Source organism: Luteimonas wenzhouensis (assembly GCF_007859305.1).
Taxonomy (GTDB): domain Bacteria; phylum Pseudomonadota; class Gammaproteobacteria; order Xanthomonadales; family Xanthomonadaceae; genus Luteimonas; species Luteimonas wenzhouensis.
Genome location: NZ_VOHE01000003.1, coordinates 477,895 through 500,464 on the forward strand (window position 1 = coordinate 477,895; position 22,570 = coordinate 500,464).

The window sequence follows — 22,570 nt, forward strand, 5'->3', positions numbered from 1 at the left end:
ATGAGACGGGTCTGACACCCGGCTGACGGCCGGAATGATCCGGCTGTCAGCGGCGGCCGTCCAGACTGGCGCGGCCTCGGCTCCTGTATACCACCATGCGAATCCCCATTTCTGCGTGCGCCGCGCTCTTCCTGGCGCTACCGCTGTCCATGCGGCCGGTGCCCGGGGCGGCGCAGGAGCGCGAGCCGGCGGCCGAAGCGCGGGGCGTCGCCGTGTTCGAGGCTTCGGACTTTTCGGCGGCGGCGCCCGCCAACGCCTACGACATGGTGACGCGCCTGCCCGGCTTCACCATCGTCGATGCCGATGCGGACGTGCGCGGCTATGCGGGGGCGCGCGGCAACGTGCTGATCGACGGCGCCCAACCGGCCAGCAAGCGGGAGAGCGTCGACGGGCTGCTTAGGCGGATTCCGGCCGCGGCAGTCGAGCGTATCGAACTGGTCCGCGGCGGCGCGCGGGGCATCGACATGGGTGGGTACGCGGTGATCGCGAACGTGGTCCGCCGGCGCGAAGCCGCGGCCGAGATGGCGCTGCAGGCCGGCGTCGCGGTCGCCGCGGACGGCTGGTCCGGATCGCTGGGACAGTTCGAATACGGTCGCCGCCGCGGCGACGAGGCGCTGGAGTTCGCCGTGTCGGTGGAACCGGAGCTGGACGAGGACACCGGCCGCGGCCGCATCCTCGCCTTCGCGCCCGATGGCGCCCTGGTCGAGGCGCTGGATACCGACACCCGCAGGGTCGACAGGGAATTCACCTCGAATGTCAGCTGGAGGCGGACATTGTCCGGCGGCAGCTTCAGCCTGAATGCCGCGCTGCGCGGCGAAAGTGTCGACGAAGCGATGGAGCGGCTGACGCAAGGCGCTGGCACACCGGTCGAGACCGCATACGACACCGAGGACATGAAGGAACTGGAGGTCGGCGGGCGCTTCGTGCGTCCGCTTGGCGACCGCTCGACGCTTGAATTGATGGCCAGCCAGCGGCTGGACAGGCTGGACGCCCTGTCGCTGTCCCGTGAAGAGGACGAGGAGGAGCGTTTCGAGGAAAAGACCGAAACCGGAGAAACCCTGCTGCGCGTGGACGTCGGTCGCGCGCATTCGGACCAGCTGCGTCTCTCCGTGGCGCTGGAGGGAGCGTTCAACTTCCTCGAAAGCCAGGCGCGCCTGAGCGAGAACGGTGAGCGGATCGAACTGCCCGGCTCCGACGTGCGCATCGAGGAGCGACGCATGGAAGCGGCATCCGCGGCGGTCTGGCGGCCGCATGCGGACTGGTCCATCGAGGGCGGCATGCGGGTGGAGACCTCGGCGCTGCGGCAGAGCGGCGATACGCCGATGGAGCGGGATTTCGTCTATCTCAAGCCGCGCCTGGCGGCCTACTGGGAACGCGACGACAGGGATAGTTTCCACTTGGGTCTGTCGCGTGAGGTGGGGCAGCTGGATTTCGAGGATTTCGTCGCCTCGGCCGCGCTCGACACGGGCGCGGTCAGCGCCGGCAACGCGGAGCTGGAGCCGGACAAGACCTGGCGTCTCGTCGCGGGGTGGGAGCGGCGCTTCCGGGACGACGGCGCCCTGGGCATGACCTGGACGCACGAGCGTATCGCCGACGTCGTCGACCGCGTGCTGGTGGCGTCCGGGGACGACGTGTTCGATGCGCCGGGCAACATCGGTGAAGGCAGGCGCGATACGTTCGAGATCGAGTTCTCGGCCTCGCTGGACGGAATCGGCATGGCCGGCTTCCGGTTCTCGTCCGTGGTGCTGTGGCGATCGAGCTCGGTGACGGACCCGGCCACCGGCGACAGGCGCGGGATCTCGGGGGAGCCGCCCGTGGAGGGCCGGATCAGGCTGATGCAGACGGTTCCCGCATACCGCATCGCCTGGGGCCTCGGCGTCGACCTTGCGGAACGTGAGACCAAGTACCGCTACGACGAGGTCAAGATCGAACGCGAAGCGCTGTCGTGGAACCTGTTCGCCGAAAGGCGCATCGGCGCTGGCTGGCGTCTGCGCGCCGAGGCGATGGATCTGTTCGGACGCCGTTTCTCGGAGAGCCGGAGCAAGTACGATGGACCCCGGTCTCAGGTGCCGCTGGACGAGCGCAAGTACCGGATGCACCGCACGCCGGGCCAGCTACTGGTCACCGTTCGCCGTAATACGGGCGATTAGGCCAGCCTTCCGGAGGGTCGAAGCCGTAATAGCCGCGGCCTTTCCTGAACCGCTCGAGCCGTTCAAGCTCCACCGGATCGGACTTGCGGTCCCAGGTGCGCACGCCGTTCCTCAGGTCGTCAGGGGTCAGCACGAGGGGCTCCCAGACCGCCTCGCCCATGTCGTCGTGCAGGGTATAGGTCAGCGTCGGCGTGTCGCCGGTCAGGTCGAAGCGGAGCAGGCCGACGTTGACGGTGCGCGTCCACACGTCGCGCACGCGCACCTCGGGCACCTGGCGGGTGTGCTTGGCCGCCGGCACCTGCGCCAGCGGCGACGAGCAGAAGTCGTAGATGTCGTAGCCGCCGCGCTCGGACCAGGGGATGCAGTTCAGCTCGCCCATGTGCGAATCGCCCGAGATGCAGACCACGCCGCCGATGCCCTCGTCGCGGATGAAGTCGAAGATCTCGTTGCGCTCGGTCATGTAGACCGCCCAGGAGTCGCCGCCCGCCTCGTTCTCGGCCGACGACCAGCCACCGCCGATCGCCAGCACCTTGAACGGAGCGGCGCTGCGCTTGAGCTCGCGCTTGAGCCAAGCCTTCTGCTTCGCGCCGAGCATGGTCTTGGCGGCAGTGTCGGGCTTGTCGGTCGGATCGCGGTGGTAGCGGCCGTCGAGCACGAAGAAGTCGACGCCGCCGTAGTGCTGCTTGAAATAGACGCCGGGGTTGTCCCGCTCGCCGTAGGATGGGTTCGCCCAGAAGCGCTTGAAGATGCGCAGCGATTCGCGCTTGAACGGGCTGCGGCCGTCAGAGTCGTTGTAGCCGAAGTCGTGGTCGTCCCAGGTGGCCAGGTGCGGCACCGAGCGCAGCAGCGGCTCCAGGCTCGGCACCACCCGGCCGCGGCCGTAGAGGTCGGTGATCGCGGCGGGCTGGTCGCTGTCGGCGTAGATGTTGTCGCCGAGCCAGAAGAACAGGTCCGGTTCCAGCGCGCGCACGGTGTTCCAGATCCGCTGGTGCGGGTCGTACTGGATGCGGCAGCAGGAGCCGAAGGCGACCCGGAACGCGGCCCTGCCCGCCGGCGCGGTGCGCGCCCGGTACGGCAGGAACTGGAAGCGGTCCTCGACGCCGTCGTACCTGAGGCGGTACCAGTATTCGGTGTCCGGCTGCAGGCCCTCGGCGCGCAGCACCAGGCAGCAGTCGTCCTCGGCCGAGGCGACGGCCGTCGCGGTCTGCACCACGTGCCGGAACTCGCGGTCGGTGGCGACTTCGAGTTCGACGCCGAAGGCGCCGCTGGCGCGCACCCAGACCGACAGCTGCCGCGGCCCGGGCGCGCCGAGCATCGGGCCCTGCAGCGCGCGCGGGTAGCCGAGCGCGCCGGCGATCGCCCTGGGCAGCGCCGCGAACAGGCCGACCAGGCCGGTGGCGGCGAGGAAGCCGCGTCGGTGCAGTGTCGTCATGCGATGGATGCCTCCTCGCGTAGGGCCTGATCGAGCGTCGCGACCAGCGCGGCGTGGATCGCGCCGTTGCTGACGCAGACGTTGCCGCCGCCGATGTCCAGCGCATCGCCGGCGACGGAGGTGGCGACGCCGCCGGCCTCGCGCACCAGGATCACGCCGGGCGCCATGTCCCAGGCGCTGAGCGCGCGCTCCCAGTAGGCGTCCCAGCGGCCCGCGGCGACCCAGGCCATGTCCACCGCGCAGGCGCCGGTCCGGCGGATGCCGGCCGTGCCGGCGCTGAGCAGCGCCATCTCCCGCGCGAACACGGGATGGTCGGGCTTGCCGGCGAAGGGGATGCCGCAGGCGAGCACGCTGGCGATCAGTTCGCCGCGCGCGGAGACGCGGATCCGGCGGCCGTTGAGCCAGGCGCCCTTGCCGCGCTCGGCGACGAACAGTTCGTCGAGCACAGGAAGATAGGTCACGCCGGCGACCACCTCGCCCTCGCGCTCCAGCGCGACGTTGACGCCCCACAGCGGGCAGCCGAACAGGAAATTGGTGGTGCCGTCGAGCGGGTCGACGATCCAGCGCTGCGCCTGGTCACTGCCGCCGGCGACGCCGCCTTCCTCGCCGAGGAAGGCGTAGGACGGCCGTGCCTTCGCCAGCAGCCCGCGCACGGTGTCCTCGGCCTCGCGGTCCGCGATCGAGACCAGGTCGGCGGGACCCGACTTGGTCTGCACCATGAGCTCGGAGAGCTGCGCGTGGCGCCGCAGCAGTCCGCTTCCCGCCGCCTGCGCGGCCTCGATCATCGCCTTCAGTTCGCCGGATGCATCGATCACGTTCAGTCCCTCAGTCTGGTGCGCCACAGGCTGGCGGCGAGCAGCATCGACAGCACCGACGCGCCGATCCAGAAGGTGATGACCGGGCCGAAGTCGTAGCTGCGCACGCCGTCGACGACGGTCATGCCCTGCTGGATCAGTCTGCCCGAGACGTATTCCTGGATGCCGGCGCCGATGTAGCTGAAGATCCCGATCACGCCCATCGCGGCGCCGGCCACGCGCTTGGGCGCGATGTCGACCGCGAACAGGCCGCCGAGCGAGGTGACCAGGCCGGTGAGTCCGAGGCCGAACAGCAGCATTCCGGCGATCAGCACCGGCATCGTGTTCGGCCCGTAGAAGAACAGCAGCAGGCCGCCGATCTCGAGGATCGCGAACAGCAGGTTGGCCGGCGGGCGCCGGGCCTTGAACACCAGGTCCGAGACGAAGCCGAACGCGACCGCGCCGGCGATCCCGGCCAGCGTGCTGATCATCAGCACGGTCCCGGCCATCGGCAGCGACAGCCCGCGCTCCTGCTGCAGGTACAGGATGCCCCAGGAATTGATCGCGTAGCGGGTCACGTAGATCGCCGCCGCCGACAGGCACAGCACCCAGATCGCGGGGATCTTCAGGATCGACAGCTGCAGCCCCAGCACCGACTTGATGCCCGGTTTCGGCTTCTCGTCGTAGTGGTCGTTCTTCCAGTCGGCGACCGTGGGCAGGCCGAGCGTGCGCGGGCGGTCCTGCAGCCACAGGTAGCAGCCGATCGCGGTGGCGATGCCGATCAATCCCGGGCCCCAGTAGCCCCAGCGCCAGCCCAGCCACGCCACCGCGCTGCCGACCACGAGGAAGGTCAGGCCTTCGCCGATCGAGTGCGCGGTGCTCCATACGCCGTAGACGCGGCCGCGCTCGCGGTTGGAGAACCAGGCGGTCATCGCCACCACGCCGCCCGGCGCGCCGAAGCTCTGCACCCAGCCGTTGAGTCCCCACAGCAGCACCGCGCCCCACAGCGCCGTGGTGAAGCCCATCGCCAGGTTGCACAGCGCCGTGGCCAGGAAGGCGAAGGCGAGGAAGCGCTTCACGTTGGCGTGGTCGGCGAGGAAGCCGTTGGTCAGCTTGCCGAGCGCGTAGGTGTAGAACAGCGCCGAACCGATCATGCCCAGCTCGACCGGGGTGAACACGCCCTGGTCGATCAGCGGCTTCTTGACCACGCCCAGGGCGAGGCGGCAGGTGTAGATCAGGCCGTAGCCCAGGGTGATCGCGGTCATCACCCGGAAGCGGTGGCGGCGGAACAGCGCGTCGATGGTCGCCGGGTCTTCGATCCGGGGCTTGTCCTCGCCGGTCGCGAAGAACTTGAGCAGGCGTGAGGCCATGAAACGTTCCCTCCCCAGGGCGTCCCGGCCCGCCTCGTGGGGCGGGCCTCGTTGTCGGCCGGCGCCGGCGTCGCGGCGCCGGATGGTTACTGCATGGTCGGGATCACGAACGCGCTGCCGGCGGACGCGCCGCCCTTCGGCCAGCGCTGGGTGACGACCTTGGTGCGCGTGTAGAAGCGCACGCCGTCCATGCCGTACTGGTTGAGGTCGGCGAAGCCCGAGCGCTTCCAGCCGCCGAAGCTGTGGTAGGCCACCGGTACCGGGATCGGCACGTTGATCCCGACCATGCCCACCTCGACCCGCTGCGCGAATTCGCGCGCGGCTTCGCCGCTGCGGGTGAAGATCGCGACACCGTTGCCGTACTGGTGCGCACTCGGCAGCGCCAGCGCCTGCTCGAAGCTGTCCGCGCGCACGATCTGCAGCACCGGGCCGAAGATCTCCTCGCGCCAGGCCGACATGTCGCTGGTCACGCGGTCGAACAGGGTTGGGCCGAGGAAGAAGCCGTCCTCGTGCCCCGGCAGCGAGAGGCCGCGGCCGTCGACGACCAGCTCCGCGCCTTCGTCGACGCCGGTCCGGATCCACTGTTCGATCCTGGCCTTGTGCGCGGCGGTGACGACCGGGCCGTAGTGCGCGTCGGGATCGGTGGACACGCCCACGCGCAGGTCGCCGATCGCCGTAACCAGCTTCTCGCGCAGCGCATCGGCCGTGGCTTCGCCGACCGGCACCACCACCGGCAGCGCCATGCAGCGCTCGCCGGCCGAACCGTAGGCGGCGCCGATGATGTCGGCCACGGCCTGGTCGAGGTCGGCGTCGGGCAGCACGATGCCGTGGTTCTTGGCGCCGCCCATGCACTGCACGCGCTTGCCGTGCTGCGCGCCGAGCGCGTACACCGTCTGCGCGATGTCGGAGGAGCCGACGAAGCTGACCGCCTTGATCTCCGGGTGGCGCACGATCGCCTCGACGATCTCCCTGTCGCCCTGCACGACGTTGAGCACGCCCGGCGGCAGGCCGGCCTCGATCATCAGCTCGGCCAGCCGCAGCGGCACCGAGGGATCGCGCTCGGAGGGCTTGAGGATGAAGGCGTTGCCGCTGGCGATGGCCGGGCCGAACATCCACATCGGGATCATCGCCGGGAAGTTGAACGGGGTGATCCCGGCGACCACGCCCAGCGGCTGCCGCAGCGAGTACACGTCGATGCCGGGGCCCGCGCCCTCGGTGTACTCCCCCTTGAGCAGGTGCGGGATGCCGCAGGCGAACTCGATCACCTCCAGCCCGCGCTGGAGGTCGCCGCGCGCGTCTGAGATCACCTTGCCGTGCTCGGAGGCGAGCAGCCGGGCCAGCTCATCCATATGCGCCTCCAGCAGGCGCTTGAACTCGAACATCACCCGTGCCCGCCGCTGCGGGTTGACCTTCGCCCACGCCGGCTGCGCGGCAGCGGCGCTGGCCACGGCGCGCTCCAGCTCGCCGGCGCTGGCGAGCGACACCCTGGCCTGGACCCGGCCGGTGTTGGGATCGAAGACGTCGCCGTGGCGGCCGGAGGCGCCGGCGACGACCTGTCCGTCGATGAAATGTTCGATGCTGCGCATGCTCATGCTTCCGGTGGGGGCGGGGCGACGATCCAGGCGTGGTCGGGATCGTTGCGGAACAGCCAGCGACGTTCGGGGCCGGCCATCACGTTGAGGTAGTAGAGGTCGTAGCCGTGCGCGGCGCCGACCGGGTGGTAGCCGCGCGGCACCAGCACCACGTCGCCGTCGCCGACGCTGAAGCTCTCGTCGAGCGAGCGGTCGTCGCTGTAGACGCGCTGGAAGGCGAAGCCCTGCGGCGGGTCGATGCGGTGGTAGTAGGTTTCCTCGAGCACGGTTTCCTCGCCGGGCACGGCGGTGTCGTGCTTGTGCGGCGGGTAGCTCGACCAGTGCCCGGCCGGCGTGATCACCTCGACCACCAGCAGGCCTTCCGCCGGCTCGGTCTCGGGCAGGATGTTGCGCACGTGGCGGGTGTTGGTGCCGCTGCCGCGGGTCTCGTGCGACATCCGCGTCTCGTCGATCAGGCGCGGCGTGCCGGCGCCGGTGCCGGGCGCGGTGCAGACCGCGAGCTCGACCTCGCCGCGCGCGGTCACGCCGTAGCGCATCCCGGCGGGCACGTAGACCGCGCCGGGCGCGCGATCCTCGAACGGCGAAGCGCGCCCGCCGATGGCGTCGTAGCGATGCTCGCCGGCGGTCACGTCGGCGCTGCCGCTGACCAGCACCAGGCAGGCTTCGCGCCCGTCCTCGCCGCCTTCGTAGCGCTGTCCGTCGGCGAGCCGCACCAGCCTGAACCCGACGTGCGACCAGCCGGCGCTGTCCGGAGTGATGTCGATGCAGGTGCCGTCGGCGGCCGGGTCCTGCGGGCGGATGCGCAGCCGGGACATCAGACCAGCCCCGCCTTTGCCGCCTCGGCCTTCAGCGTGCGCAGTCCGAGTTCGGCGTAGGGTTTCGGTGCGGCGATGGCCGGGTCCTGCTCGGCCTCGATCACGATCCAGCCCGAATAGCCGATGTCGACCAGCGCGCGCATCACCTCGCCGTAGTCGATGCCGCCGTCGCCGGGCACGGTGAACATGCCGCCGAGCACGCCGTCGAGGAAGCTGGCGCCGCCGTCGCGCAGCCGGACGAAGGTGTCGGCGCGGAAATCCTTGCAGTGCACGTGGGCGATGCGCGCCGGGTGTTGGCGGATCACGCCGAGATAGTCGACGCCGCCGAGCGCGGCGTGGCCGGTGTCGAGGGTGAAGCCGACCGAGGCGCCGGTGTGGCGGATGAAGGCGTCCACGTCGTCGGCGCGCTCGACCACGGTGCCCAGGTGGTGGTGGTAGGCGAACTTCAGGCCCTGGCCGGCGACGTAGTCGGCGACGGCGGTCATGCGTTCGCCGAAGCGCGGCCAGTCGCCGTCGGCCAGCCGCGGTGCGGCAGTGAGCGGGACGCTGCGGTCGCCGTGCACGGCGTTGCTGGTCTCGGCGAACACGAACACCGCGCTGCCCATCGCCTTGAGCAGCTGCAGGTGCGGCTGCAACGCGGCGATCTCGGCCTCGGCATCCTGCACCAGCAGCGAGCCGCTGTACCAGCCGCCGATCAGGCCGAGGCCATAGCCGTCGAGCAGCGGCTTGAGCACCGCGGCGTCGCGCGGGAACCTGCCGCCGAGTTCGACGCCTTCGAAGCCGACGTCGCGAATGTCGGCCAGGATGCTCTCCAGCGGCGTGTCGCCGCCGAGCTCGGGCATGTCGTCGTTGGCCCAGGCGATGGGGCTGACGCCGAAGCGGATGCTCATGACAGGTCCCTCTTCATGCGGATGCGTCGTTCGTAGTCGCGTCGCGCGGCGGCAACCTGCGGGCGTTCGGACACCTCGGGCACCGCCACGTCCCACCACCAGCCGCCGGCCTCGGTGGTCTTCAGCGGATCGGTGTCGATCACCACCACGCTGCTGCGGTCGGCGGCGCGGGCGCGCGCCAGCGCGGCGCGCAGCTCGCCCAGCGTGGACGCCTTCTCGGCCAGCGCGCCGAGGCTGCGCGCGTGCGCGACGAAGTCGATCTCGGGCAGGATCTCGTGGCGCGCGTCGGCCAGCAGGTTGTTGAAGCCGGGGCTGCCGGTGGCCTGCTGCAGGCGGTTGATGCAGCCGAAGCCGCGGTTGTCGAGCAGCACCACGACCAGTTTCAGGCCGAGCATCACCGAGGTGGCGAGCTCGGAGTTCATCATCAGGTAGCTGCCGTCGCCGACCATCACCACCACCTCGCGCTCCGGCGCAGCCAGCTTCACGCCCAGGCCGCCGGCGATCTCGTAGCCCATGCACGAGTAGCCGTACTCGAGGTGGTAGCCGTCGCTGCGCGTGGTGCGCCACAGCTTGTGCAGTTCGCCCGGCAGGCCGCCGGCGGCGCAGACCACGATCGCGTCGTCGTCGAACGAGGACTGGACCGCGCCGATCACCTGGGCGTCGCTGGGCAGGACGGTGTCGTCGTCGCCGGCGGTGGCGTCCGCGACCGCGGCGTTCCACTGCGCCACCGCCTCGTGATCCACGCCCTGCGCGCAGCGCCAGCCGGCGAGCGCGCCGTCGAGGGCCTCGATCACCGAGCGCGCATCGCCAACCACGGGCGCGGCGCCGTGCTTGTGCGCGTCGAAGGCCTGCACGTTGACCTGGAACAGCCGCGCCTGCGGGAACAGGCTGCGCGAGCCGGTGGTGAAGTCCTGCAGGCGGGTGCCGATGCCGATCACCAGGTCGGCGGCGCTGGCGGCCGCGTTGGCGGCGGAGGAGCCGGTCACGCCGATGGCGCCGAGCGCGTTCGCATGGTTCCAGGGCAGGGCGCCCTTGCCGGCCTGGGTCTCCGCCACCGGCAGGCCGGTGCGCTGCGCGAACGCCGCGAGCGCGGTTTCGGCGCCGCTGTACAGCACGCCGCCGCCGGCGACCAGCAGCGGACGCTTCGCGCCGCGCAGCGCCTCGGCGAGCGCGGCGAGCTCGCGCGGATCCGCGGGCTGCCGGCGCGGATGCCAGACGCGGCGCGAGAAGAAGTCCGCCGGCCAGTCGAAGGCCTCGGCCTGCACGTCCTGGCAGAACGCCAGGGTGACCGGCCCGCAGGTGGCCGGGTCGAGCATCGTCGCCAGCGCCCTGGGCAGCGAGTCCAGCAGCTGCTCGGGACGCACGATGCGGTCGAACCAGCGCGAGACGGGGCGGAAGCAGTCGTTGGCCGAGACCGTGGCGTCGGCGAAGTCCTCGACCTGCTGCAGCACCGGGTCCGGCCGGCGGCTGGCGTAGACGTCGCCAGGGAGCAGCAGCAACGGCAGGCGGTTGACGTGGGCGAGCGCCGCGGCGGTGACCATGTTGGTCGCGCCGGGGCCGATGGACGTGGTGCACACCATTGCCCGCCTGCGCCGCATCTGCTTGGCGTAGGCGACGGCGGCATGGGCCATGCCCTGCTCGTTGTGCGCGCGGAAGGTCGGCAGCGCGTCGCCGGCCGCGTGCAGCGCCTCGCCGAGCGCGGCGACGTTGCCGTGCCCGAAGATCGCCCAGGCGCCGGCGAAGTAGGGCACCTGCTCGCTGTGGATGACCACGTGCTGGGCCGCCAGCCAGCGCACGGTGGCCTGGGCGGCGGTGAGTCGGACGGTGCGGCCGGGGTTCGTGTCCATGTCAGGCAGTCTCGCGGATCGCCTGCGTTTGCGCCCGCCGCTTCGCATCGCGCCAGGCCTCGACCAGGACCGAGAAGCGCCGCGCGAGGTCGTCGATCGCCGCATCGTCGTCGATCGCGCCGCGCAGCCACTGCTCGGCGGTATCGGCGAAGATGGTGCGGCCCACCGCGAAGCCCTTGACGATCGGCGACTGCGCGGCGGCGGCGAACGAGGCCACCAGCTCGTCCGGCGGCGCCGACATGCCAAGCAGCACCACGCCGCGGCAGTGCGGGTCGTGTTCGAGGATGGCGGCCTCGATGTTGCGCCAGGTGGCGGCGCGGCCGTCGGGCTCGAGCTTCCACCAGTCCGGGCGCATGCCGAGCTGGTACAGGCGCCGGATCGCGCGCGCCGCGGTGTCCTCGTCCACGGCGCCGCCGCGCGAGGCGATGATCTCGACCAGCAGCTCGTGCCGGGTCTTGCGCGCGGCGTCCTGCAGGCGCAGCAGCTGGCGCTCCTGGCGCTCGCGCAGCTCCGGCGGGTCGTCGGGATGGTAGAGCGCCAGGCACTTGACCACGTGGCTGGCCGGCCAGGTGAGCAGTTCGGTCGCCACGTCCGGCGAGGACTCGAATTCGAGCGGGCGCGAGCCCGGCAGCTCGATTGGGCGCCCGATCCAGTACGGATACGCGGCCGCGGTCTCCAGTGCGCGCATCCCGAAGCGGCCGTCGAGCAGGACCCCGAAGCCGGGGTCGCCGCCGGCCACGCGGTCCACCGCGCGCACCGCCAGCGACTTGAACGCGGCGATCCGCTCGGGCGCCGCGCCGGTGCGTTCGCACAGCGCCTCGAACTGGCTGCGGTGGTCCATCGCCAGGACGGTCAGGGACGGGTATGCACCGACCCGGGTGCTGGCCCAGTGCAGGTGCTCGAGCGCCCGGTCCTCGCGCAGCCGGTACGGCCGCTCGCCGCCGTGCAGGAACGCCTGCAGCTCTTCCCAGGTGGGCATCGCCGGCGAGCAGCCGTGGCGCGAGACCACGATGGCGCCACAGGCGTTGGCCCACTCGCAGCACTGCGCCAGCGGCGCCTCGCGCAGCCAGCCGCGCAGGAAGCCGGCCATGAACGCATCGCCCGCGCCGAGCACGTTGAACACTTCCACCGCGAAGCCGCGGCCGACCACGCCCTCGTCGAGGCTGTCGGGAATCTCGCCGGGGAACGCCGAACAACCCTGCGCGCCGCGCTTGCACACGAGCAGGGCGGGGCTGCGCTCGCGGATCGCGCGCAGCGCGGCGATGGTGTCGGTGCTGCCGCCGAGGATGTGTACCTCCTCTTCGGTGCCGACGATCAGGTCGCACAGCGGCAGCACCTGCTGCAGGCGGGCGGTGACGCCGGCGTCGGCCACGAAGCGGTTCTCGCCCGCGTCCTTCCCGGTCAGGCCCCACAGCACCGGGCGGTAGTCGATGTCGAACACCACCTTGCCGCCGGCCGCGCGCGCCAGCTCGCAGGCCCTGAGCGAGGCGGCGAACACGCCCGGCTGCGACAGGTGGGTGCCGTTGATCAGCACCGCGCGCGCGGAGGCGACCAGGGCCGGGTCGACGTCGTCGGCGACCAGCGCCATGTCGGCGCAGTTCTCGCGGTAGAACAACAGCGGGAAGGTGTCCGGGTCGCGGATGCCGAGGAAGGCCAGCGCGGTCAGCCGCTCCGGGTCCGGGACCACGCCGCGGGTGTCCACGCCCTCGCGGACCAGCTGCTCGCGAATGAAGCGGCCGAAATGGTCCTCGCCGACGCGGGTCAGCAGGCCCGTGCGCAGGCCCAGGCGCGAGGCGCCGACCGCGGTATTGGTGGGGCTGCCGCCGATGTACTTGGCGAACGACAGCATGTCCTCCAGCCGGCCGCCGGTCTGCTCGCCATACAGGTCCACGCAGGACCGCCCGATCGCGATCAGATCCAGCCTCTCCGCCTTCGCCATCACCGACGCTCCTCTGGCCGGGTGGTACGCCCCGGTTTTGTAAAATCTATTCTATTTTTATTGAATGAGCAAGATCTGTTTCATTCTCTTTCTACCGGGGAAGGCGCCTGCCGGCTGCGGCGTCGTCCAAGCATGGATCGATCCGTTCGAATGCCGCAGCCCTCCCGGCCCGCGCCCATTCCGGCCCGGAACCGGCCCCTGCCGTCTAAACGGCGGGCCCTTACTTCCTGCCCGGCCGCCGCTTCGTCCCCAGCGCCGAGGCGTTGCGGGTGGCGGTGGCGGTGGAGAAGGCGTAGGAGATCACCAGCGCCTGCGCCAGACACATGGAGGCCGACAGCGAGCGGAACTTGCGGATCTCCGCCTCCCTGACCTGCAGCACCAGGGTCGCCGGCTTGGCCACCGGGCTGACCGGGCTGTCGCTGATCGACAGCACCTTGCAGTGGTTGTCCACCGCGGCATCGATCAGGTGCACCGCCTCCTCGGCGTAGGGCTGGTAGCTGACCACCAGCAGCAGGTCGTCGCGGGTGATGCCGTGGATCTGCTGCCGGGTCATGCCGCCGACGCTGTCGATGAACACGGTCTTCTTGTCCACCTGGTGCAGCGAGTAGGCCAGGTAGGCCGCCACCGGGAAGGAGCGCCGGAAGCCGGCGACGAACACGGTGTTGGCCTGGGCGATCAGCTTCACCGCCTCGGTCAGCTGCTTCCTGTCGATCGCGTCGCCCAGGTGCTTGAGCGCCAGCACGTTGCCCTCGACGAACTCCGACAGCACCTGGGCCGGGTCGCCCACGCCCTTGCCGTCGACGGCCTTGCTGAACTCGCGGATGCGCTCGCCGTAGCCGAGCGAGGCGTTGGCCGAGAGCAGGCCGTCGCGCAGCACCCGCTGCATCTGGGTGGCGCCGTCGAAACCGAACGACTTGGCGAAGCGCACGATCGCCGAGGGTTGTACCTCGCAGCGCCCCGACAGTACCGACAGGGTCTCCAGCGCCACCGTGTTGGGCTCGTCCAGCACGTAGCGCGCGATCTGCTTGAGCCGCTTGCTCAGGCCGTCGTAGCGGGCCAGGATCGCCTCGCGCAGTTCCTCGGCGCTGGCCGGCGGGGGGGTCGGTTCGGACATCGTCGCTGCCTCTGGGTCGTTGCGTCGCCGGTCGCGGCAGTGTCCTGCAAAAAGATGGAGCGCGGCCAGATTTCCGGGAATTCTATTGATTTTCAATATGGAAATTATATTCTATTGAAAACCGGGTGCGGGAGAGTCGCGTGACGCGGATCGACGTGGTGCTCATCGGCGCCGGCCGCATGGGCCAGGTGCACGGAGCCAATGCCGCCCGCACCCCGGGCCTGCGCCTGCGCTACGTGGTCGACCCGCGGCCCGAGGCGGCCCGGGCCATGGCCGCAGCCACCGGCGCCGATCCGGCAAGCCTGGAGCAGGCGCTGACCGACCCGGACGTGGGCGGCGTGCTTGTGTGCAGCTCGACCGACCAGCACCTGGACAACGCGCTGCAGGCGGTCGCGGCCGGCAAGGCGGTGTTCTGCGAGAAGCCGATCGACCTGGACCTGGGCAAGGTGCTGGCCGCGCAGCCGCGCTTCGAAGGGGCGCGCTTCCTGCTCGGCTTCAACCGCCGCCACGATCCGCATTTCCGCGCGCTCAAGCGCCGCGTCGACGCGGGCGCGGTCGGGGCGCTGGAAAGCCTGCACATCGTCAACCACGACCCGGCCGCGCCGCCGCCGCACTTCATCCCCACCAGCGGCGGGCTGTTCAAGGACTTCACCATCCACGACCTCGACATGGCGCGCTGGCTGCTGGGCGAGGAACCGGCCGAAGTGTTCGCGACCGCGAGCTGCCTGGTCGATCCAGAGATCGGCCGGCTGGGTGACGTCGATACCGCGCGCACCGTGCTGCGCACCGCGAGCGGGCGGCTGTGCGTGATCTCCAACACCCGCCGCAGCGGCTACGGCTACGACCAGCGCATCGAGGCCTTCGGCTCGGCGGGCATGATCGCGGCGGGCAACGTCTCGCGCGATACCGTGCAGGTCCTCGGCGAGTCCGGCGCGACCGCGGCGCCGATAGCCCGGGACTTCCCCGAGCGCTACGCCGAGTCCTACCGCGCGCAGATTGCGCACTTCGCCGAGGTCGCGCACGGGCGCGCGACCCCGGCTTCCGGTTACGCCGACGGCGTCGCCGCGCTCGCGCTGGCCGAGGCCTGCCAGCGCTCGATGCGCGAAGGCCGCACCATTTCCTTGCAGGAGACACGCTGATGCACAAGGTGGCACTGATCGGAGCCGGCCGCATCGGCCGCATCCACGCCCGCAATGCGGCGCTGCACCCGCGGCTGACGCTGGCCGCGATCGTCGACCCGGTGGAGGCCTCCGCGGCTTCGCTGGCGGGCGAGTGGAGCGCGCCGGTGGCCACGCTGGAGCAGGTGCTGGCCGACCCGGCGATCGCCGGCGTGATCGTCGCCAGCTCCACCGACACCCACCTGGACTACAGCGTGCGCGCGATCGCCGCCGGCAAGGCGGTGTTCTGCGAGAAGCCGATCGACCAGGACCTGCAGCGCGCGCGCTCGGCCGCCCACGCGCTGCAGGACGCGCGCCTGCTGCTCGCGTTCAACCGGCGCTTCGATCCCAACTTCCAGGCGCTCAAGGCGCGGCTGGACGACGGCGTGATCGGTGCGATCGAATCGCTGCAGATCACCTCGAACGACCCGGCGCCGCCGCCGCCGTCCTACGTCGCCGTCTCCGGCGGCCTGTTCAAGGACATGGCGATCCACGACTTCGACATGGCGCGCTGGCTGCTGGGCGAGGAGCCGGTCGAGGTGTGGGCGACCGGAAGCTGCCTGGTCGATCCGGAAATCGGGCGGCTGGGCGACGTCGACACCGCGCGCACCGTGCTGCGCACCGCCTCGGGCCGGCTCTGCGTGATCTCCAACAGCCGGCGCAGCGGCTACGGCTACGACCAGCGCATCGAGGCCTACGCCTCGCGCGGCATGGTGCGCGCGGACAACGTGCTCGAAAGCACGGTGCAGGTGCTCACCGAGGACGGCGCCGGCGGCGACCGGCTGCAGAACTTCTTCCTCGACCGCTATGCCGAGGCCTACCGGCGCGAGATGGACCACTTCGCCGACATCCTCGACGGCGCCGCGCCGCTGGTCGGCTATGCCGACGGCGTGGCCGCGCTGGCGCTGGCGGAAGCGGCGACGCTGTCGGCGAAGACCGGCGAGGTGGTGAGGCCCTGAGGACGTCACTGTCATCCCGAGCGCAGCGAGGGATCTGCTTCCACGCCTCCTGCACCGTCCACAAGCAGTTGCTTGCCTGTGGGAGCGACCTTGGTCGCGAATGCCTTTCGCGCGCAAGCGCGCTCCCACGGTCCACTCCTTCCTTCGCCGTCCCCGGGATGACGGCCTGTCGGCCGTTCCCGCGCGCCGCCGGCGCCGGTCAGCTGTCGGCGGCGGCCAGCTTCGATTCCACCAGCGCCTCGAAGTCCGGGAGCCGGCACGGTGCGTCGCAGCCCGGGATCGACAGGTATTCGAAGTAGGGTGCGTTGTCGTCGCCCAGCGGCTGCAGTTCGCGCACCTGGTCCATCGTCTGCGCGCGGTAGAAGGCGCGCACGCTGCGCCCGCCGTCGTCGTCGGCGAACAGCGCGAAGCCGAGCGCGCCGCCCGGCGGCGGATCGTCGCGCGGGTAGCCCGGCACCTGCCAGTGCAGGTCGAGCAGGCCGCCGAGGTCGGCGATGTTGGTGTCGTGCCCGACGAGCACGGTCACGCGCGCGCCGTCGAGGAGCGAGGCCACCATCCGCTTCGCCAGCGGCGCGGCCGCATGCGCGGCGACGTATGGCGCGCGGCCCTCGTACAGGAACTTGATGCGGTGGAATTCGAGCAGTTCGCCGATCTCGTCGCGGGACAGTCGACCCCAGGCGACCTGGTCCATCGGGAAGCCCTCCAGGTACTCGAGCAGGAAGGTCTGGCTGACCGTGGACGCGGTGCCCAGCAGTTCGCCCACCTTGGGGCGTCCCGCATCGCTGCTCTTGAACTGCTCGGGCAGCGCGTCGAGGCCGCAGCCGGAGGCGGCAGCCGCCGTTTTGCAGAATGTCGCCGAGCAGCAGCCCAGCGCGCGCTCGAGCAGCGCGAATCGGGCCGCGTTCTCCGCCACCAGCGCCTGCTCGCCGCCTTCGGGCAGCATGGCGCGCGCCTCGGCCATGGCGCGTGCCGGATCCATGCGCGTCGCACCGGCATCGAGCGGGTGGAACTCGACGTCGTCGGCGGCGCTGGCCGGGAAGGCGATCGGGACCTCGCATCCCGGGAACATGCCTTCCAGCAGCGCGCGCGCGGTGTCCTGGGTGCGCGGCTTCGCGCTGGCGGCGAGCGCCAGGTCGCCCTGCCAGGGACAGCCGGCTTCGGGCAGCAGGCCTTCCTCGACCCAATGGCCGCGGTCCCAGGCGCCGAGCAGCGCCACGGCCTTGTATCCGTGTGGCGTCAGTTCGCCGAAATCCACCGGCCATTCAGGCCAGGGCCGGTCGTGCGTGCCTTCCGGCGAGACGGTCGCCTTGGTCGGCGGGCGCACGCCGTGGCGCATCAGCATGACCACGCGCTCGATGCGCGGCGGCGCCGCGCCGGTCGATGCGTCCTCGTCCGCCGAGGACGCGCTGCAGCCCGCCAGCGACAGCGCGGGGCCGAGGATCAGGGTCGCCAGCAAGGCGATACGAAAAGGGGACATCGCGGTCTCCGTAATGGACCACGGCGGCACGCGGCCGCCGTGGTCGAATGACGCGCCGCCCAGGGCGCGGAAAGGGACTAGAAGCTCAGCTGGATGCCGGTACGCACCGACCAGCCGTAGCGCTCTTCTTCCGAGAGGTGGCTGCGACGGCCGTAGTACTGGCGGAAGGCGGCATCGTTGAGGTTGCTGCCTTCCAGGAACACGGTGGCGAACTTGCCGATGGCGTAGCTCATGCGCGCATCCCACTGGCCGAAGCGATCGGTGTACAGGTCGCTGTCGGCGGAATCGCCGACCTCGGCCAGCGACGCGGACCGGTAGCTGTAGGCGACGCGGGCCGAGAAGCCGCCCTTCTCGTAGCTGAGGTTGGCCGAGGCGACGCGGTCGGACTGGGTGGCCAGCGGCACGCCTTCCGGCCGCCCGGGCACGCCGTTGGCCTCGGAGTCGACGAAGGTCATGCTCGCGCCCGCGCTGAACCCGTCCCATGGCGCGGGCAGGAAGCTCAACTCGAACTGCGCGTTGAACTCGATGCCCGAGACCGACGCGTCGACGGCGTTGGTCGGCGTGCTGACCACCGCTTCCGGCAGCACCCGTCCGGCGAACGTGCCGTCGATGACCGTTTCCCGCGTCCAGAAGATCGGGTTGCTGATCTTCTTGTAGAACGCGGCCGCCGACACGATGCCGCGGTTGCCGACGTAGTACTCGAGCGCCACGTCGAGGTTGGTCGAGCGCAGCGGATCGACGTCCGGGTTGCCCTTGGTGACCGCGTAGCGTCCGTTGCCGGCGTCCTCGATCATCACGTAGGGGGCGATGTCCTCGTAGTTCGGCCGGCCGATCGCGCGCGTGGCGGCGGCCCGGAGGCTGATGTTGTCGCCGATCTCGTAGCGGAAGTTCAGACCCGGGAACAGGTCGGTGTAGCTCTGGCTGCCGAAGGAATCGAAGCCCTGGTCGAGGGTGGAATCCTCGGTCACGGACTTGGCGGCGTAGGTGCTGCTGGTGTGTTCGATGCGCACGCCGGGAAGCACGGTCGCGTCGCCGAAACGCAGGCTGGCCATGGCGTAGGCCGCGGTGATGCGCTCGCTGATCCGGTAGTCCGAGGCGAGGCTGTCGGACAGCGTGGAATCGGCACGGTAGCTGAAGTGGCCGGGGTTGGCGTTGAAGTAGGCGTCGGCGAGCGCGTGGTCGGCGCCCGGGCCGAACACGTCGCCGGTGAAGACCGGCCCGTAGGAGCCCGCCAGGGCCTGGTCGAGCGTCAGGGTGCCGGAGCCGCTCTGGCGCCAGGTGGCGCGATCCTCGTCGTTGTCCTTGTCGCGGTCGATGATCTTGGCGCCGAGCTTGAACCAGGAACCGGAATCGCCGTCGATGGGGAACTGGTAGTCGGCGCGGGCCTGGAACAGGTCCTCGTTGGCGCGACGGCTGCCGTAGCGGACCTGGTAGCCGCGGAAGTTGGCCGCGTCGTAGGCGGCCGCGGCGGGCTCGACCCGGAACGGATCGCGTCCCAGGTCGTAGCTCCCGCCGATGTTCGACGATGTCCGGAACGTCCACTCGTCGCGGCGCGGATCGCGCTTGCGCGCCTTGGAGAACGTGGTCTCGACGTTGAGGATGCGGTCGTTGAACTCGCCGAACTTGAATTCGCCGCCGACCAAGGCCGACGAGGTGCTGGTGTCCTCGCGGCGCATGCGCACCCGGCGTTCGGCGCGTCCGCCGTCGGTGAAGCTGCCGGTCGACCCGGTCTGGCTCGCGTAGTCGTCCTCGTCGTCGGGCAGGGTGACCCCGAAGTGCTGCCGGGTCTCGTCGTCCTTGTACACCGAGTGCATCAGGCGCAGGAACATCTTGCTGCGGTCGCTGGGCTTCCAGTCGAAGTTCGCGACCGCGCCCTGCCGCGTGCGATGCGGCTGGTAATGGCGGATGGCGAACTCCTCCGGCAGTTCCTGCCCGTTGATGTCCATCCAGTCCTCGGAGCCGGCGAACTGCTGCGAGCCGATCTTGCGGCTGGAATGGTTGATCGCCAGCACCGCGCCGAACTGCTTGTCCGCGCCGAACAGGCCGCCGACCGTCGCGTCGAACTCGTAGGGGTTCTCGCCGTTCATGTCGTAGTAGCCGTAGGCCGCCCGCGCCGTGGCGAAGTTGCGGCCGCGGTCGAACGCGCTCAGCGTCTCGATGTTCACCTGTCCGGCGATCGCGTTGGCGTCCAGGTCGGGCGTCAGGGTCTTGACCAAGGTGACCGAGCCGATCAGCGCCGAGGGAATGTCGTCGAGCTTGACCTGCCGCCCGTCGGGTTCGGGGGCGGCGGCGGTCTGGCCGTTGAGGGTGACGTTGAGCAATTCCGGCGCGACGCCGCGCACCGTGAGGTAGCGGCCTTCGCCCTGGTCGTTGCTGACCGAAACGCCGGGCAGCCGGCGCACGGCTTCGGCCACGTTCTGGTCGGGCAGCCGGCCGACGTCGTCGGCACGGATCGAATCGACCTGGTTGTCGGCCAACCGCTTGTCGTCGATCGCCAGGCGGTCCGCCGCGCGGCGGCCGGTGACCACGATGCCGTCGAGTTCGACGGGGCTGGATTGCGGGGAAGTGCCGCCGGTCGCGTCCTGCGCGAACGCGATGGTGGGCAGTACGGCGCACTGGCAGAGCACCAGTGCCTTGAAGAGTGCATTACGACGCAAGGTCCGCATGTTCGAGTCCCTCCCGAGGACGATCCGCTGCTTGTCGCAGTCCGATCCGGCGGCAGCCGGCAGGAGGAGAGTACGAACAAAGATTCCAGTATTCAAGAAAAATAGAATTTCTCTTGCAAATTGGTCCGGATCGACGGTAGTTTGGACCCGCAGAAGGGACTGGTCCGCACATCGTGGACGCGCCTGGAACAGACGGGAGAGATCATGAAAAACCGCCTTTGCACTGGATATGCGCTGGCCCTGGCCGCCTGCTGGCTGGCGTCGCCTGCGGCGCATGCCGGGGATGCTGCGTCGCAACAGGCCGCGACCGTGAGTGCCGCGTCCTCGACCACCGCCCCCGCCTCGTCCAAGATCGGCGGCGCCGCGCTGATCCTCGCCGCGGACGGCAGGGGCCAGCCGCGCATCGTCGCCGCCACCGCGCTGGGCGGCCTGGAGCTGTACGCGCTGGACGGGAAGCGCCTGGGCGCGACGCCGGCGGGTGAGGCGGCGGCGGTCGACGTCGCCTACGGCGTGCCGCTGGGCAAGGGCACGGCCACCGTGGTGGCCGCCCTCGACGGCAGCAGCCATAGCCTGCGCCTGTTCCGCTTCGCCGACGACCGGCTCGATGAAGTCGGCGCCCGCCCGATCGCGCTGGGCTTCGCGGCCGAGGGCCTGTGCCTGTACCGGCATCCGTTCGACGGCGCGCTGCACGTGTTCGTGGTCGGCGACGGCGGCGAGATCGACCAGCTGGCCGTCTACGCGACCGCCGACGGCATGCTCGACGCGCGCCAGGTGCGTCGCATCGGCGTGCCCTCGCCGCTGGTGCAGTGCGCGGTCGACGCCGCCGCCGGGCACGTGTACGCCTCGGAGGAGGAAGTCGGCATCTGGCGCTTCAACGCCGACCCGGAGGCGGAGATCGCCGCGGTGCTGGTCGATTCGCCGCGCGGCGGGCACATCGATGAGGAGGTGGGCGGATTGGCGATCCACGACGGCGGCCCGGGAAGCCGCTGGCTGATCGCCTCGAACGCGTCCGCGGGCACGCTCAACGTCTACGACCTGGAGCGCGACGCGGCTTTCGTGGCCAGCGCGGCGGTCGCCGCCCGCGACGGCAGCAGGGTCGACGAACCCGGCCTCCTGCACGCCACCAGCGTGGCGGTCGGCCGCCGCTATCCGCACGGGGTGCTGCTGGTCGCCGACGAGGACGGCCCCGACGTGAAGTCGATCGCGATCGAGGCGCTGGCCGCGGCGATCGGCGCGTCCCCGGGCCGTGCGCCCGCCGCGCGGGCCGGCGCACCGGCGGTGCCCGCAGTGACGGCGCTGGCCGAAACCGCGCCGGTGGCGAGCTACGGCGACGCCGCCGACGACCCGGCGATCTGGGCGCATCCGACGCAGCCCGGGCGCAGTTTGATCGTCGCCACCGACAAGAAGGCGGGCCTCTACGTCTACGACATGCAGGGGCGGGTGAAGCAGTTCCTGCCCGACGGCAAGATGAACAACGTCGATCTGCGCGACGGCTTCCGCCTCGGCGGCGACACCGTCACCCTGGTGGCGGCCAGCAACCGCACCGACAAGACCATCGCCCTGTACCGACTCGACCCCGAGGCGGGGCTGGTGGAGGTGGCCGACGGGCCGCAGCCAACCGGGATGCTGGATCCCTACGGGCTGTGCATGTACCGCAGCGCGCGCAGCGGCGAGACCTATGTGTTCGTCAACGGCGACGACACGGTCATGCGGCAGTGGCGGCTGGTGGACGCGGGCAACGGCCGCGTGCGCACGGAGCTGGTGCGCGAACTGGCGTTCGACTCGCAGACCGAGGGCTGCGTGGCCGACGACGAGACCGGCGTGCTGTACGTCGGCGAGGAAGACGTGGCGCTCTGGAAGCTGTCTGCCGAACCCAATGGCGGCGACGACAAGGTCGCGGTCGACCGCATCGAGGCCAACCCCGCGCTCAAGGACGACATCGAAGGCATGGGCCTGTATGACCTCGGCGATGGCCGCGGTTACATCGTCGTGTCCAGCCAGGGCAACGACACCTACGCGGTCTACCGCCGCGAAGGCGCGCAGGAATACCTCGGTTCGTTCAGGGTCGTGGCCGATCCGGCACGCGGCATCGACGGCATCTCGGAAACCGACGGACTCGAGGTCAGCAGCCGCAACCTCGGCCCCGGGCTCGAGCACGGCGCGATGGTCGCGCAGGACGGGCGCAACGTGATGCCTGTCGAGAACCAGAACTACAAGATCGTGTCGTGGAAGGCGATCGCCGACGCGCTCGGCCTCGAGGTGCGGGACCCGTGATCCCGGAGCACGGGAGCCGGAGAATGCTGGCTCCGGCGCGCCGCTTGCACCGGGAAGCAGCCGGCCTCGCGTCGAGCCGGCCGAGGATCCGGCG

15 protein-coding genes are annotated in these 22,570 nt (G+C 70.7%); 4 read left to right on the forward strand and 11 right to left on the reverse strand.

Annotated features, from left to right (window positions below; genetic code table 11):
• Window positions 1-95 precede the first annotated feature (95 nt).
• Window positions 96-2,150: a TonB-dependent receptor plug domain-containing protein gene (locus tag FQY79_RS08550; RefSeq protein ID WP_146312471.1), complete on the forward strand. Its 2,055-nt coding sequence runs from the start codon at window positions 96-98 to the stop codon at window positions 2,148-2,150.
• On the opposite strand, the gene FQY79_RS08555 is transcribed toward FQY79_RS08550, so the two are convergent.
• The 9 genes from FQY79_RS08555 to FQY79_RS08595 all read right to left on the reverse strand — a co-directional run bounded on the left by FQY79_RS08555 (window position 2,122) and on the right by FQY79_RS08595 (window position 13,943).
• The gene (locus FQY79_RS08555) at window positions 2,122-3,582 is read right to left on the reverse strand and encodes an alkaline phosphatase D family protein (protein ID WP_146312472.1); all 1,461 of its coding nucleotides are present in this window, start codon (window positions 3,580-3,582) and stop codon (window positions 2,122-2,124) included. The genes FQY79_RS08550 and FQY79_RS08555 overlap by 29 nt on opposite strands.
• Complete coding sequence (locus FQY79_RS08560) at window positions 3,579-4,397, reverse strand: inositol monophosphatase family protein (RefSeq protein WP_222434261.1); 819 nt, start codon at window positions 4,395-4,397, stop codon at window positions 3,579-3,581. Before FQY79_RS08560 ends, FQY79_RS08555 begins: the two co-directional genes overlap by 4 nt.
• Before the next feature lie 2 nt (window positions 4,398-4,399).
• Window positions 4,400-5,746 (reverse strand): MFS transporter, encoded by a 1,347-nt coding sequence (locus FQY79_RS08565; RefSeq protein WP_146312473.1) that lies wholly within the window; start codon window positions 5,744-5,746, stop codon window positions 4,400-4,402.
• Between the two features lie 86 nt (window positions 5,747-5,832).
• The gene (locus FQY79_RS08570; RefSeq protein ID WP_425463194.1) at window positions 5,833-7,338 is read right to left on the reverse strand and encodes a CoA-acylating methylmalonate-semialdehyde dehydrogenase; all 1,506 of its coding nucleotides are present in this window, start codon (window positions 7,336-7,338) and stop codon (window positions 5,833-5,835) included.
• Window positions 7,335-8,153: a 5-deoxy-glucuronate isomerase gene (iolB, locus tag FQY79_RS08575; protein WP_146312474.1), complete on the reverse strand. Its 819-nt coding sequence runs from the start codon at window positions 8,151-8,153 to the stop codon at window positions 7,335-7,337. Before iolB ends, FQY79_RS08570 begins: the two co-directional genes overlap by 4 nt.
• Window positions 8,153-9,043, reverse strand: a complete 891-nt coding sequence (iolE, locus tag FQY79_RS08580) for a myo-inosose-2 dehydratase (protein WP_146312475.1) — start codon at window positions 9,041-9,043, stop codon at window positions 8,153-8,155. The genes iolB and iolE overlap by 1 nt, the downstream gene beginning before the upstream one ends.
• On the reverse strand, window positions 9,040-10,890 hold the full coding sequence (gene iolD, locus FQY79_RS08585; RefSeq protein ID WP_146312476.1) for a 3D-(3,5/4)-trihydroxycyclohexane-1,2-dione acylhydrolase (decyclizing): 1,851 nt from the start codon (window positions 10,888-10,890) through the stop codon (window positions 9,040-9,042). The genes iolE and iolD overlap by 4 nt, the downstream gene beginning before the upstream one ends.
• A gap of 1 nt (window position 10,891) precedes the next feature.
• Window positions 10,892-12,829, reverse strand: coding sequence for a bifunctional 5-dehydro-2-deoxygluconokinase/5-dehydro-2-deoxyphosphogluconate aldolase (locus FQY79_RS08590; RefSeq protein ID WP_146312477.1), 1,938 nt, complete (start codon window positions 12,827-12,829; stop codon window positions 10,892-10,894).
• Window positions 12,830-13,049: 220 nt separating this feature from the next.
• Entirely contained in the window at window positions 13,050-13,943 is an 894-nt protein-coding gene (locus tag FQY79_RS08595) for a MurR/RpiR family transcriptional regulator (RefSeq protein WP_146312478.1), read from the reverse strand.
• Between the two features lie 140 nt (window positions 13,944-14,083).
• Here FQY79_RS08595 and iolG (FQY79_RS08600) point away from each other — a divergent pair, with 140 nt between their 5' ends.
• Both iolG (FQY79_RS08600) and iolG (FQY79_RS08605) read left to right on the forward strand, forming a co-directional pair.
• Complete coding sequence (gene iolG / locus FQY79_RS08600; protein WP_222434262.1) at window positions 14,084-15,082, forward strand: inositol 2-dehydrogenase; 999 nt, start codon at window positions 14,084-14,086, stop codon at window positions 15,080-15,082.
• Window positions 15,082-16,059 carry an inositol 2-dehydrogenase gene (iolG, locus tag FQY79_RS08605; protein WP_146312479.1) on the forward strand — a complete coding sequence of 326 codons (978 nt, stop codon included), beginning with the start codon at window positions 15,082-15,084 and terminating at the stop codon, window positions 16,057-16,059. Before iolG (FQY79_RS08600) ends, iolG (FQY79_RS08605) begins: the two co-directional genes overlap by 1 nt.
• Window positions 16,060-16,258: 199 nt before the next feature.
• On the opposite strand, the gene FQY79_RS08610 is transcribed toward iolG (FQY79_RS08605), so the two are convergent.
• Window positions 16,259-17,536 (reverse strand): histidine-type phosphatase, encoded by a 1,278-nt coding sequence (locus tag FQY79_RS08610; RefSeq protein ID WP_146312480.1) that lies wholly within the window; start codon window positions 17,534-17,536, stop codon window positions 16,259-16,261.
• Between the two features lie 77 nt (window positions 17,537-17,613).
• The gene (locus FQY79_RS08615; RefSeq protein ID WP_186759876.1) at window positions 17,614-20,202 is read right to left on the reverse strand and encodes a TonB-dependent receptor; all 2,589 of its coding nucleotides are present in this window, start codon (window positions 20,200-20,202) and stop codon (window positions 17,614-17,616) included.
• Window positions 20,203-20,406: 204 nt separating this feature from the next.
• Between FQY79_RS08615 and FQY79_RS08620 the strand changes: the two genes are divergently transcribed.
• Entirely contained in the window at window positions 20,407-22,476 is a 2,070-nt protein-coding gene (locus tag FQY79_RS08620) for a phytase (RefSeq protein ID WP_146312482.1), read from the forward strand.
• Window positions 22,477-22,570 lie beyond the last annotated feature (94 nt).